The organism is Marinobacter sp. C2H3, assembly GCF_037080155.1.
Classification (GTDB): Bacteria; Pseudomonadota; Gammaproteobacteria; order Pseudomonadales; family Oleiphilaceae; genus Marinobacter.
On the sequence record NZ_JBBBNZ010000002.1, the window covers coordinates 695,674 to 709,582 of the forward strand.

Here is a 13,909-nt window from a genome sequence, read left to right on the forward strand (position 1 = left end):
GCAGGCCTTGTGGGTTTCTGTGAGTCCGGTGTCGCTGAGACTAGCGAATTCCGTCAGGCCCAACAACAGGACAAACCTGGCCTCAGGTTTGCTTTCAGAAAATCATCGGTCAGCCGCCGGCACTCGTAAAACCAGGCCTGCGGAACAAAACACGCTCAACCCCGTCACTATCGTCAAACATTTTCGCCCAGAGCAGGAGCACCATGATTCACAGGACTCGCGGTTTCACCCTTATCGAACTCATGATTGCGGTGGCGATCATCGGCGTCCTGGCCGCCATGTCGATCCCATTGTTCCAGGGGAATGTCATGAAATCCCAGGTCAGCCGGGCGGTGGGCGAGTTGGGGCATTACAAGACACCGTTTGAGACGGCGTTGTCGTCGTCCACGACCGCCATCACCAACGAACAGCTCGGGTATACGCCGTCCGATTTGACCACCGGTAACGCGTCTACGCCCATCGCCACGGTGAACCCTGACGGATCCGGTCACCTTCAGGTGACGCTGGGGGGCAAAGCCCATCCGAACGTGGCAGGTGCCGTCGTTCGTTTGGAACGAAGCGCCATGGGCGGCTGGAACTGTGTGATAGATCCCTCCGGCGCCGGCAGCTGGAAGCCGGACTACCGGCCTTCGGGTTGCAGTATCGCGCCCTGAACCGCCCACGAGGCCGTTGGGCAATCGTGGTTTGGCCGACAAATCCGGAAACCTGAGTTAAGCTCAAAGCATCCATCGCGATACAGGGATGCACGATGAAACTGCGATTTCTTGGTGGCGCCGGCACGGTGACCGGCTCACGGTATCTGCTCTCGGACGAACACCATCGCCTGCTGATCGACTGCGGCCTCTACCAGGGCGTGAAAACGCTGCGTCGTCGAAACTGGGCGCCGTTTCCAGTTGCGCCGGATACCGTTAATGCGGTGGTACTTACCCACGCCCACATCGATCACTCCGGCTACCTGCCTGCGCTGGTGAAGCAAGGGTTTCGGGGCAAGGTATTCTGCACCCGGGCCACCCACGAACTCTGCGATGTGCTGCTGCCGGACGCGGGCTTCCTGCAGGAAGAAGACGCCCGCTACGCCCACCACAAGAAGTTTTCCCGCCACGCCAATCCGGAACCCCTGTTCACGGAGAAGGATGCCCGGGCCGCCTTGCGTCATTTTGAGTCCCTGCACTACCACGAGCCGTTTGAGCCGGTGCCCGGCTTTGAGGTGACGTTTACGCCCGCGGGGCACATCCTCGGATCCTCCTGCGTGCACGTGCACCACAAGGCGTCGGGCCGGACGGTGGTGTTCAGCGGCGACGTCGGCCGGCAACAGGACCTGATCATGCGGCCGCCGGAGCCGATCCGACACGCGGATGTGCTGGTGTGCGAATCCACCTATGGCGACCGCACCCACGGGGAACTGGACCCGGAACAGGTGCTGGCGGATATCATCACCCGAACCGCCGGCCGCGGCGGCATCGTGTTGATGCCGGCGTTTGCGGTCGGCCGGGCCCAGATGCTGCTGTATGTGGTTCACAAACTGATGGGCGCAGGCCGGATTCCGAAACTGCCCGTGTACCTGAACAGCCCGATGGCCATCAAGGCGACGGAAATTTTCTGCCGCCACCACAAGGAGCACAAGCTCAGCCAGGCCCAGTGCGAGCTGATTGACGAACACACCGAATTCGTCCGCACCGTGGAAGCGTCCATGAAGCTGGACGCCGCCCGCTACCCTTGCATCATCGTGTCCGCCAGCGGCATGGCTTCGGGCGGGCGGGTGCTGCATCACCTCAAAACGCTACTGCCCAACCCTCGCAACAGCGTGGTGTTTGCGGGCTTCCAGGCGCCGGGCACTCGGGGCGATGCGCTGGTTCACGGTGCGGAGTCGGTAAAGATTCACGGCGAGTACTGGCCGGCCAAAGCGGAAATCCACAATCTCGATTCGCTGTCCGCGCACGGGGATTACCAGGAGTTGCTGACCTGGCTTGACCAGGGGGTGGCCGCCGACGGTAGCGGCCTGTCACCGCGGAAGGTGTTCGTCACTCACGGCGAACCGGTGGCGAGCGATACCATGCGCAAACGGCTCCGCGAACGCTTCGGGTGGGATGCCGAGGTGCCAGAGCTGTTCTCAGAGGTGGAGGTGTAACGCCGCCAGGCCAAGGGCGCGTTGCCGTTCTCGATGCCGGGCAACGCGCGATTACAGGGGCCTTCTCAGATCAGCGTGTCGGCTTCAATTCCCCAGTAGGCCGGCGTTACCCGTGGATCCAATACGCCGGGATCACTTTCAGTCGCATTGGCTCGTTGCGGGGCTGCCTGAGGCGTACAGGGTTGCATCGGAACGGACTGTTCCGGCGCATGAATCGGCTGTCCCTGTACCGCTTCCCCAATGTACTGCTGCGCGGAGACCTTGGCCGCGTGCCCGAGTAGTGTCAGGAGCACCAGCGTGGCGCCCACAATGCCTGTTGACCGTGTCATAGCAGTGCCTCCAAATGGCTGCCGTCCAACCTTAGACACGGCCACCGGGCTTTGGTTACGTCCCCCTGAAAATTTTTATGCGCGGGGCGATGACCTGCCGGCAGACCGGGCTTAAGCCCATGTAAGACATAGCCCCCAGCATTCGTCAGCCATAGCCTATAGCCAGGCCCTTGATCATTGGGTACTGTCTCAACCCACCGTTTCACCGAACGACCAAACCATCTCCGGATTGACGCGCATGGATGCCGCCGAACTGATCGAGACCCTGGAGAGGGTCACGCCTGTCACACCCGCCTGTGGACCAGCCTCCCACGCGCTGGTGGATTTCGCCGCCGACGACTCACTGCTGGCACTTCTTTACAACGCCGCCGTAAGCGAGCCCGTACCGTGGCGCAGCCTCTTTGAAGACACGCCCTGGTGGCCGCACTGGCGGGCCGGGCCCGCACTGGTCGACCTGCGGCAGGCGCCCGCGTTTCAGCAAGCGCTGGCCCGTCGAATGGTCGAGGTACCGGGGGGCATACTGTTGGACACATCCTGGACGACGGGTGGTTTACACCGCCACCTGAGCCGATGGCTTCACCAGGGGCTGACCGGAGGCGAGACCTTGCTGCGCATCCAGGACCCGCGCAAATTCGGGCCTCTGTTATGCGCCATGCCCCCCTCGCAACGACAGGCGCTTCTGCTCTGTGCCAGTGCCTGGTCCTGGCACGATGGTCATCGTTGGCGTCTTGCCAGGCCGTTCCCGGCGACAGGGCCTGCCGCCGGCCAACCTCAAACACCCTTGCCCGCGCCGCCCACCGCCGAGGCACCGGCGCTGCCCCCGGACACGCTGGCTGACGTTCCTGCTTTCTGGCTGGCGAGCGAAGCCCAAGGATACGCTACCCACTACGCCGATGTGGTGCCAGACGACGACCATCCCGCACGCTGGGTACTGGAGCGCCTGCTCGAGGCCGACCGGCACGGCGTTCATGCGAGCCAACATCTGGAACGCTGGCTACGGCTTGCCCTTCGACATGGCGCCAGCTTTTTCCGCCAGCCACCGTTTAACGCCCTACTGGACAACCCGCAGGTGATCCTCGACCAACGCCTGCGTGCCATGGAAGACATCCTTGAGATGCCCGATGACCAACGCCACCCTGCCTGAACCGAAAGCCACCGAGCGGCGTGCATCGTCCCGCTGCGAATCCCCAGCGTGCCAGGGGACCGTCGCGGAGATCATCCACGTCACTGGGGCGGGGGATGACGAATGGTGCCTGGCACTGCCCGACAGCGCCGCAGAGGAGCTGTACCGGGAAATCACCGACATGGACAACCTGATGGCCGAGTTCCGCGAGGCCCAGAGCAGCCAAGCCACAGAGACCGACGATGAGCCCAGCCCCAAGCGTAAATGGATGATCAAAGCCACCGAGATGGGCGTGCTGGCGCCGGAAGCGGATGCGCCGGACACCGCCGCTTCCGAACCGCCAAAAGCGTCTCTGATCCAGTCGCAGATTGCGGCGCTGGATGAGCAGATCCGCTGGTACGACGATTACGACCCCTCGAAAATTCTGGCGGCAGTGAGCGACGACGCCCAACTGCGGGAGGACATCCTCACGGCCGCCAAAGCCAAGCGGCTGGCAACCCTCCGGGCCCGGCGCCAGGCGCTCCAGGCGAAACTGCGCGAAGGCAGCGCTCAGGACGGAGTGAAAGGTTCCGGCATTAAACCCTCTGATTTCTCATCCCGCAGCAGCCGGCGGGAGGCCGGCGTTGTCGAAATCATGGTGTTCAGCCGCCCCGGCCGGTGGTACTACATCCGCAAATCCACGTTTCAACGACTGAAAACCCACCACCGGGCGGTGCGCCCCATCCGCAAATCCCGCCGCATCGCCAGGGTACTGGAGAACCCCAAGTCCTCCCCGAAAGAACTGATGGGCAAAATCCGGGACGACCTGAAAGCAGACGCCGCCAAAAGCCCTGTCGGCAATATTGAAGTGGTGTTTGCAGAAGCCAAGGATTCCGGACACCTGTTGGGCGAAGAGCACTCCACGCTGACCTGGAATTCCAGCGACGGCGAAGCGCCCCCGGAAAACGGATTTCAAGTGAGTGCCGAAGCCCACCTGATGCGTTACGCCATGCAGGCCAGCGCCGGCGTGAACAGCTTCGATCTGAGCACCGGTGAGATCGATATCGGCGTAAAAGCCAGCGCCTCCATGGCGCTGCTGGAGGCGGAAGTGAAGCTGGCGGAAGTGTTTATTCCGGACCAGGCCGGCTGGGACTGCCGCTTCACCTTCCGCAACCGCAACGGCGAACTGACCGACCTACCCTTCGGCGCCTTCCGCCTGTCCGGCGATGTCACCCTCAACTGCTTCGCCGGCGGCCGCGCCAGTGGCGAGGCTAACGCCCGGCTGAACACCGGCGCCGCCACGTTCCTGCTCTCGGACAAACGCCGCGTACAGCCCGATCCCGGTGCCGGCCTCTCCGTCTCAGGCAACGCGTTCGCCGGTGCCGAAGCCGGCGGGGCCGTCAGCGGTAAGCTGTGTTGGGTTCACCCGGAGGAACAGTTTAAGACGAATGCGGACTGGCAGGAGCTGGTGTCGATTGAAGCGGGGGCGACGGTGGCTGCGGGGGTTGGGGCTGGGTTGGATTTTGAGCTTGGGGTAGAGGGTAACGACTTATTGATGAAGTGCAGTGGTCGCATTGTTTTTGGACCCGGAGCCAGCGGAAACTTTGGGACAAAAATCAATTTGGAAAGCGCCTGGACAATGTTCAAAGCGACGATGGAGACTCTTCGCTCAGTTGATTATGAATATCTGGAAAATATCAGCGACGAGCTTTTCTTAGCCTGGTCTCGCAACCTCTTTCTGGCCGTTATGGACGGATGCGAAGACATGGCTGCTTGGTATAATCAACCGTATTCATTGCTTAGGCGAATATGGCAAAATCGCGCAATACAAAAAAGTAACGCTGAGATACTCGCCAGAAAAATAAATAATCGAGACTTAGATTTTATTTTTAGAACAAAAAAGGAGAATATTTCGTTATATGAAATATCCCCTGAGACACTTGGAATGATGTGTCATACGTTGACGTTCACTTTTGTTGACTCCTGGGAGGAAGAACAAGAAACTGCGTTAAACTATCTAATAACGCACATAGGCACCTGGCGAAAATTTCATGAAGTCCTGCAACACATGACCGAGGATGGTAGCAAATGCAATCCGATACAATCCTTGGAGCGAATCTGCTCAATACTAGATGATGGTACTGACGAAACCGACAATCAACTCACCGAATTCAATAATTGGATCATGACAGAACTGGGAACTGATCCAAATGCACCGGTCCCCCAGACTGTTGCTTGGACACCGACCAAGGGCCGAAAGAATTGGACGCGAGCTCGAGAAAGACTAATGGCATATAAAAACAAATATCAAGATAACAGCATCATTGTCTAATAATTATATGCACACCGGAACCCAAACAAATCAGAATAATACTCGAGCGTCGCCTCGTGCCCACGGCGCATCGTTGTATTGAATTCAAAGTTATTAGCGTTAGTTCCGCCACGAGTGACGTGCTCGTCGCCCTCTTTTGGCCCACTAGGGTTTAGGACCGGGCTATTTTTGTAGTAATTAGGATCGTACACGTCATTAACCCATTCGGCAGCGTTGCCCATTAAATCATATATGCCTAGAGGGTTTGGCGGAAAATGTCCGACTTCTTGATTCCGATCTCCTTCCCCATCTTTACGATAATTTCGGCCCAAGTCTACCTCTCCGTTATCCGTAGGATACAGAATATTTTTCCCACGATTTCTAGCCGCAAATTCCCATTGCGCCTCGGTTGGTAGATCGATCTTTTTTCCTGATAGCTCGCCAATCCAGGTACAATATTCTTTAGGTTCCGACCAGTTTTTCGTCCAGGCAGGCTTGTCAGGTACAAACAAATATTGTCGACTCTCAATGTCTCGAATTTTATTACCGTACGGCACGCGTCCCTTTAACTCACGGAAAAGATCAAAATCCCGAATGATTGTCTCGTACTTAGATATACCATAGTCATCAAGCGTTACTTTGTGAGCATAATCGTTGTCTGAGTGAAAATCCGAATAACACATTTGCTCTGACCCTGGCTCACAAGGGATCTTGAACTCACCCATCATGAACGTACCGCCTTTAATGGAGACCATATTATCCAAGGCTCGCACGACCAGCTCTGTCACCGCTTGGGTTTTCTCAGTGGACAGCTCCGGATAGCGAACTTCAACGCGGGACTGAATATCGGCAATCTCGGCGTCGGACAGCGTCTTGCTGGTGATTGCGTGGCTCGTGCAGCCCGCCAGAAAAACGAGGGGCAGTAGCAGCGATTTATGCATTTGACGTCCTTATCTTGGCCACAACGGTCCTGTCGTGGATGGGGTTGCTACGACGCTGCCGGGGCGGAATGTCGTCCTCTTTTTCGAGCCGGCAACATTAAATCTGAGGCCTAGCTTATCAAAGAATTGAAGCAAATTGGTGCCAGTTTTAAGGGCACGGTCAATGAAAGTTGAAGCTTACGCCAACCGGGGGGGGCAGATGAAATTCATCTGACCCCTCACGACGCATTTCTGCACTCTGACGAACGGGGCGTCCAGCCCGACTCCGGCGGGTGCCTCTCCGTCCCCATCAATGCCTTCGGCGGGGCCGTCAACGGAAAACTGTGCTGGGTCCATCCCGACGAACAGCTCTAAACCAATGTGAATTGGTGGGAGCTGGTGTCGATTGAAGCGGGGGCTACCGTTGTGGCGGGCGGGGCCAGGTTGTATTTTGAGCTTAAATTCGATGGAAACGACATCATTATAGGCTTTAAAGGAACCATCGTTTTGGCTCACGGCGCAGGGGCAGCTTTGGCACTAAAATCGACCTGCAGAATTTGTGGAGCCTGTGCAAAACTGTAATAAGCGCACCACAATCGATTATCGCTATGTGACAAATATTGACTCGCAAATTTTCGCTGCTTGGACCAACTCGTTTCTGACCTGGAAGATCAGGTACCGCAACGTTTGGCTTGGATACCTCAGAGCAATAGCGAAGGTTGCAAAAGAATCAAGAAAAAACGCCTAGCTCGCCAGGCCCAAAGGATAATGCCCGCAGGATTTCCTGATAATTCATAGGAGTGCAACTTGGAACTCGCTTAATAAATTATTGGAACAAAAATAAAGCCTTGGAAGCAATCCACCATTACCACGTACTACAACGAAATCCATAGAACTTTGAATAAAAGCCAATGTCTTTATCATGATAACGATTCACGGTGGTATTCGTGTCAGGTGTTTCGATATTACTTCCACCACGAATTACATGACCTGCTCCTTCTTGCGGCCCCTTAGGCTCGTAACTAGGACTATCTCGATAATATGTTTCCGAGTACCAATCGTACACCCACTCCGTGGCATTTCCTGACAGGTCATAGATACCCAAGGGATTTGCCGGAAAGCGACCAACATCATTCATTTCTGATCTATCATCAGAACTCGTATAATTTCGCCCTAGCTCAATACGGCCGTTATCCGTTGCATAAAGAATATTCTTACCCCGATTACGTGCAGCAAACTCCCATTGCGCCTCCGTTGGGAGACTCACCTCACGTTGCGCCAACTGCCCAATCCATTGGCAGTATGCATTCGGCTCTTCCCAGTCTCGCGTCCACGCTGGCTTCTTAGGAGCGAAAAGATACTGTCGAGATTCCCTCTGACGCAGCTCGTTCTCATAAGGTTTTTTTCCCCGGAGTTGCCGAAACAAATCAAATTCCTTGATCGTCGTTTCGTACTTGGACAAAGCGTAGTCACCCAATGTCACCTTGTGCGCGTAATCGTTGTCCCGATAAAAATCCGAATAACACAACGACTCTGACCCCGGCTCACAAGGAATCTTGAACTCCCCCATCATGAACGTGCCACCTTTGATGGCAACCATGTTATCCAAGGCTCGCACGACCAGCTCTGTCACCGCTTGGGTTTTCTCAGTGGACAGCTCCGGATAGCGAGCTTCAACGCGGGATTGGATATCGGCAATCTCGGCCTCGGACAGCGTCTTGCTGGTGATTGGGTGGCTCGTACAGCCGGCCAGAAAAACGAGAGGGAGTAGCAGCGATTTATGCATTTGACGTCCTTTTCTTGGCCACAACGGTCCTGTCGTGGATGGGGATTGCTACGGCGATGCCGGGGCGGAATATCACCCTCTTTTTTGGGCCGGCAACATTAAATCTGAGGCCTAGCTTATCAAAGAATTGAAGCAAATTGGTGCCGGTTTGCTGCGCACTGCCAGTGGCAGATGACGTTTACGCTAACCGGGGCGGGCAAAAAAGGCGACCAGATTCAGTCTCTGGATCGGCTGACTGCATTTTTAGACGATGGAATATCGGAGGAAAATAATCAACTCACGCCGTTTCATAAATGGATCTTCGAGGAACTTGGTACAGACGCAAAAAATCAACGCCCAGCCGTCTGGCATGGGAGCGGTCCCCAGCGGGGAAGGACATTCCTCGCATAAAACGAACTCTCTTCGCTTATCAAGAAATGTACGGTGAAACAATAATGATCGCTTAATCATCTGATCCACATCGGAACCCATACATCTCTGAGTAGAACCCAATGTCATTCTTATGATTACGGATAACGGTCGTATTGTAAGCCGGATCGCCGACAAAGGACCCTCCTCGCAATACATGACTGCTTCCGGTATCTGGGCCAGCGGGGTTATTACTCGGACTGTTTGAGTAATAATTAGGCGCGTATCGGTCTTTTACCCATTCAGAGGTGTTTCCAGACAAGTCATAAAGACCAAGGGGATTCGGAGGATACTTACCCACTCTATGAGTTCCCGAAGATTCGCCTCTGGCCCGATAATTTCTGCCCAGTTCGATACTTCCATTATCCGTCGCATAACGAACATTTTTACCACGATTACGGGCAGCGAACTCCCACTGAGCTTCGGATGGCAAGCTAACAGGCCGGCCCGCTAATTCACCCATCCACAGACAATAGTCGTGAGGTTCCTCCCAGTTCCGCGTCCACGCAGGCTTGTCATCGTTAAATAAGGAGGCGCCATCCTCGCTTTCTCGGATTTCTTGCTCATACGGCGAGTTGCCTCGGAGTTCCCTGAAGAGGTCAAAGTCGGCAATGGTCGTTTCAAACTTTGATATCGCGTAGTCGTCAAGTGTCACCTGATGGACATAATCGTTATCCCGATTTACGTCCCAATGGCACAACTGCTCTGAACCCGGCTCACAAGGAATCTTGAACTCCCCCATCATGAACGTGCCACCTTTGATGGGAACCATGTTATCCAGGGCTCGCACGACCAATTCCGTCACGGCTCGGGCCTTCTCAGAGGACAGTTCCGGGTAGCGAGCTTCAACGCGGGATTGAATATCCGCAATCTCGGCGTCGGACAGCGTCTTGCTGGTGATTGCGTGGCTCGTGCAGCCAGCCAGAAAAACGAGAGGGAGTAGCAGCGATTTATGCATTTGACGTCCTTTTCTTGGCCACAACGGTCCTGTCGTGGATGTGGAGTTGCTGCCGAGATTGTGCGACGGGCGTCCTGATCGCTTGGCGTGGACGCGGTGACCAAAGGGCAAAGATCGCACGCGCATCCGGCAAGAACTTTTTGCTCACCAAGACAAAGACGAAGACTCAATACGAATCGCCTAATTATCCAGCCCGCATCGAAAACCATACATTTCAGAGTAGAAGCCGAGGTCCTCCTCATGTATGCGCAAGAGAGTGGTGTTGTAGCGAGGATCATCCGCAAAGGAGCCTCCTCGCAGTACATGGCTGTTCCCGGCCATCGGGCCCGCGGGGTTATTAAGCGGGCTGCTTGAGTAATAATCGGACGCGTACCAGTCTCTGACCCACTCCGACGTGTTTCCTGACATGTCGTACAATCCAAGCGGATTTGGGGGAAACTTACCCACTGGGTGGGTTCCCGAAAAGTCACCTCTGGCTCGATAATTTCTTCCCCGATCGATACTCCCATTATCCGTTGCGTAGAGAACATTCTTTCCCCGATTTCGGGCGGCGAACTCCCATTGTGCTTCAGAGGGCAAACTGACATCACGGTCCGCTAACTCGCCCACCCATAGACAGTAGGCTTGCGGCTCGTCCCAGTTCCGAGTCCACGCGGGCTTATCAGCGATAAATAAGGAGGCCCCACCTTCACTTTCACGGATTCCTTGCTCGTAAGGCTCGCTGCCTCTGAGTGCCCTAAAGAGATCAAAGTCGGCCATCGTCGTTTCAAACTTTGCAATCGCGTAGTCATCAAGCGTCACCGTGTGGGCATAATCGTTATCACGGTTAAAGTCTGAATAGCACAACTGCTCTGAACCCGGCTCACAGGGAATCTTGAACTCCCCCATCATAAACGTGCCGCCTTTGATGGGGACCATGTTATCCAGGGCCCTGACCACCAGCTCGGTGACCGCGCGAGTTTTCTCCGAGGACAGATCTGGATAGCGAGCTTCAACGCGGGATTGGATATCGGCAATCTCGGCGTCAGATAAGGTGCTGCTGGTAATCGCGTGGCTCGTGCAGCCAGCCAGAAAAATGAGAGGGAGTAAAAGCGATCTATGCATTTGACGTCCTTATCGTGGCCACAACGATCCTGTCGTGGATGCGGACTGCTGCCGCGCTTATCGGGTTGGCATTCCGCCCTGCGCTGCCCAGCCTGGGATTTCTGACCTGCGCCATATCCTATCAAAAAATTGGTGTGTTGACTTGGAATCAGATGAAACTCGTCTGACAGCTGCCCTGCCCCGGATTCTCAGGAGAATTTGGGGTCAGATGAGTTTCATCTGACCCCTTGCCGGTCAGTGATCGCATCACCTCGCACCCTAATAGACGTCCAAATTTTTTACACCTGGGATCACCACTCGAAAGATATCCACATGAAAGTAAAGCCTGTTTCAGTCATCAGCATGCATATTGCAGGACGAGAGAGCGCCTATCGCGCAGCACAGGACTTGCAACCAACTAAAGGGATCTGCTGATGCACTCCGTAAAACACGCTCTACTCACCGGTATTCTGCTCACCGCGGCCCAGTCCGCGTCCGCCCTCGTCATCGACTCATCCAGTACGGACGGATCGGTGCTGGCAGGCGCGATCCTTGGCTCTGGCGTTACGATTTCCAACGTCAGTTACACTGGCGGCTCCAATCAGGCTGGCCAGTTCTCTGACGGGCAAAGCGTGCTGGGCATTGATTCCGGCCTGATCATGAGCACTGGCAGCATCTTTGGTGCTCCGGGCCCGAACAGCACATCCAGCTACACCGGTAACATCGGGACCGGTGGCGGCTCAGGAGATAGCGATCTGAATGGCCTGATCTCACAGTCAACGGATGATGCGGCCGTACTGTCATTCGATTTTACATCCTCGACGGACAGCTTGTTTTTCAGCTATGTCTTTGCATCTGAGGAATACAACGAGTACGTCAACAGCAGCTATAACGACGTATTTGCCTTCTTCGTCGATGGCCAGAACATCGCTCTGGCCCCGGATGGCCAGGCGGTCAGCATCAACAACGTGAATTGCGGCAACCCATACAGTGGCGTCGGACCCAATTGCGACGCCTATAACAACAACGCCGACGGCTCCGCTACGTACAACATTCAGTACGATGGATTTACCGACAAGTTGATCGCGTCCATCACAGGCCTCTCTGCCGGCCTTCATAACATGAAGATTGCCCTCGCGGATGCTGGCGACAGCGCCCTCGATTCTGCCATCTTTATCGAAGGTGGAAGTTTCTCAAGTGAAGATCCTGTCAACGTTGACGGACCGGGCAGCCTCGGTTTGCTGGCCATTGGCCTGGCAGCCTTCGCCGCTCGTCGCCGCCGGGCGACTCAGTGAGATAACGTAATCGCAGGTCTGAAAATGGGGTCAGATGAACTTCATCTGACCCCTGACCCTCACTCCCACCTCATCAGGTCAGCGGTTGAACTTCACCTGACCCCTTGCCCCCGCCGTTAGGCAGTTTCAGGCATTTCCTTTATCCTGTGCGCACGTTTCCGCTCGATACATTGAGGACCGGCCCGTGAGCCAGATCGATTTTGCCAGCCTGCCCCTGCAGGAAGGCCTTCTGAACAACCTGACCAGCCTCGGCTACCACACCATGACGCCCATCCAGGCTCAAAGCCTGCCAGCCATTCTTGCGGGACAGGACGTGATTGGGCAGGGCAAAACCGGTTCTGGCAAAACCGCTGCGTTTGGGCTGGGTTTGCTCCACCGCCTGGACGTTGCTCAGTTCCGGGTACAGGCGCTGGTGCTCTGCCCCACCCGGGAACTGGCCGACCAGGTGGCCAAGGAGCTTCGGCGCCTGGCCCGGGGGATTCACAACATCAAGGTACTGACGCTGTGCGGTGGCATGCCGCTGGGGCCGCAAATTGGCTCATTGGAACATGGCGCGCACGTTATCGTGGGCACTCCCGGACGCATTGAAGAGCACCTGCAAAAGCAGACGCTGGATCTCGGCGCCGTTAACACCGTGGTGCTGGACGAGGCCGACCGCATGCTGGACATGGGCTTTCAGCCAGCCGTTGAGGCCATCGTAGGCCGCACGCCGAAGGATCGCCAGACGCTGCTGTTCAGCGCCACCTACCCGCCGCAGATTGCGAGCATCGCGTCCGCACTGCTCCGGAACCCGGTAAACGTGGAGGTGGCCCAAAGCCCCAGCAACCCTAACATCCGCCAACGGTTTTACCGCCTGGACAATGAGGACCGCGCAACCGCGGTGCGGCTGATCCTGATGGAGGTTCAACCGAAAAGCAGCGTGGTGTTCTGCACCACAAAACGTGATACGGATAGCCTTGCCAACGAGCTCCAGGCCCACGGGTTTGCCGCTGTTGCTCTCCACGGCGACCTGGATCAGCGGGACAGGGACCAGACCCTCGTGCGTTTCTCAAGCCGCAGCGCGTCTATCCTGGTGGCCACGGACGTCGCCGCCCGGGGTCTCGACATTGATAATCTGGACCTGGTGATCAATGTTCACCCGGCCCGGGACAGCGACGTGCATACTCACCGTATCGGCCGAACCGGCCGCGCCGGCAGCAAAGGCCTGGCTTGCACGCTCTTTACTGAAAAGGAAGCGTTCAAGATCGCCCGGTTGGAATCGTCATTGAACTTGGCCATCACACCCTCGGCCCTGCCGCCACTTAAGTTGCTAGAAAAAGTGCCATTTAAACCGGCAATGGCCACACTCCAAATTGATGGAGGTAAAAAGCAGAAGGTCCGCCCGGGGGATATTCTTGGTGCGCTAACCGGGGAAAATGGCATCACCGGGGATCAGGTGGGCAAAATTCAGATTTTTGAACATTATGCCTACGTCGCCGTTGATAGGGATGCGGCAAGGCAGGCATTGAAAAAATTAGGGGAAGGTAAGCTGAAGGGGCGGTCGTTTCGGGTTCGGCGAGTATAGCCATACCGGATTATCAACTCCGAAA

The 13,909-nt window shown here is 56.2% G+C and carries 11 protein-coding genes; 6 read left to right on the forward strand and 5 right to left on the reverse strand.

What is annotated here, in order from left to right; translation table 11 throughout:
* Positions 1 to 203: 203 nt before the first annotated feature.
* Entirely contained in the window at positions 204 to 653 is a 450-nt protein-coding gene (locus V3388_RS08245) for a pilin (RefSeq protein WP_336367046.1), read from the forward strand.
* 95 nt (positions 654 to 748) lie between these two features.
* The gene (locus V3388_RS08250) at positions 749 to 2,128 is read left to right on the forward strand and encodes an MBL fold metallo-hydrolase (protein WP_336367047.1); all 1,380 of its coding nucleotides are present in this window, start codon (positions 749 to 751) and stop codon (positions 2,126 to 2,128) included.
* A gap of 65 nt (positions 2,129 to 2,193) precedes the next feature.
* Here the strand turns inward: V3388_RS08250 and V3388_RS08255 are convergent, their stop codons facing one another.
* Positions 2,194 to 2,457 (reverse strand): hypothetical protein, encoded by a 264-nt coding sequence (locus V3388_RS08255; protein ID WP_336367048.1) that lies wholly within the window; start codon positions 2,455 to 2,457, stop codon positions 2,194 to 2,196.
* 238 nt (positions 2,458 to 2,695) lie between these two features.
* Between V3388_RS08255 and V3388_RS08260 the strand changes: the two genes are divergently transcribed.
* Together V3388_RS08260 and V3388_RS08265 are read left to right on the forward strand one after the other, a co-directional pair.
* Positions 2,696 to 3,601 carry a DUF4123 domain-containing protein gene (locus V3388_RS08260; RefSeq protein ID WP_336367049.1) on the forward strand — a complete coding sequence of 302 codons (906 nt, stop codon included), beginning with the start codon at positions 2,696 to 2,698 and terminating at the stop codon, positions 3,599 to 3,601.
* Complete coding sequence (locus V3388_RS08265; RefSeq protein ID WP_336367050.1) at positions 3,579 to 5,891, forward strand: hypothetical protein; 2,313 nt, start codon at positions 3,579 to 3,581, stop codon at positions 5,889 to 5,891. Before V3388_RS08260 ends, V3388_RS08265 begins: the two co-directional genes overlap by 23 nt.
* On the opposite strand, the gene V3388_RS08270 is transcribed toward V3388_RS08265, so the two are convergent.
* The 4 genes from V3388_RS08270 to V3388_RS08285 all read right to left on the reverse strand — a co-directional run bounded on the left by V3388_RS08270 (position 5,888) and on the right by V3388_RS08285 (position 11,046).
* Positions 5,888 to 6,811 (reverse strand): formylglycine-generating enzyme family protein, encoded by a 924-nt coding sequence (locus V3388_RS08270; RefSeq protein ID WP_336367051.1) that lies wholly within the window; start codon positions 6,809 to 6,811, stop codon positions 5,888 to 5,890. The genes V3388_RS08265 and V3388_RS08270 overlap by 4 nt on opposite strands.
* 844 nt (positions 6,812 to 7,655) lie before the next feature.
* Positions 7,656 to 8,576, reverse strand: a complete 921-nt coding sequence (locus tag V3388_RS08275) for a formylglycine-generating enzyme family protein (protein ID WP_336367052.1) — start codon at positions 8,574 to 8,576, stop codon at positions 7,656 to 7,658.
* Positions 8,577 to 9,018: 442 nt separating this feature from the next.
* Entirely contained in the window at positions 9,019 to 9,942 is a 924-nt protein-coding gene (locus V3388_RS08280) for a formylglycine-generating enzyme family protein (protein WP_336367053.1), read from the reverse strand.
* A gap of 180 nt (positions 9,943 to 10,122) precedes the next feature.
* Positions 10,123 to 11,046, reverse strand: a complete 924-nt coding sequence (locus tag V3388_RS08285; protein ID WP_336367054.1) for a formylglycine-generating enzyme family protein — start codon at positions 11,044 to 11,046, stop codon at positions 10,123 to 10,125.
* 413 nt (positions 11,047 to 11,459) lie between these two features.
* Here V3388_RS08285 and V3388_RS08290 point away from each other — a divergent pair, with 413 nt between their 5' ends.
* Positions 11,460 to 12,320, forward strand: coding sequence for a choice-of-anchor L domain-containing protein (locus V3388_RS08290; RefSeq protein WP_336367055.1), 861 nt, complete (start codon positions 11,460 to 11,462; stop codon positions 12,318 to 12,320).
* A 184-nt stretch (positions 12,321 to 12,504) separates the two neighbouring features.
* Positions 12,505 to 13,884: an ATP-dependent RNA helicase DbpA gene (dbpA, locus tag V3388_RS08295; RefSeq protein ID WP_336367056.1), complete on the forward strand. Its 1,380-nt coding sequence runs from the start codon at positions 12,505 to 12,507 to the stop codon at positions 13,882 to 13,884.
* Positions 13,885 to 13,909 lie beyond the last annotated feature (25 nt).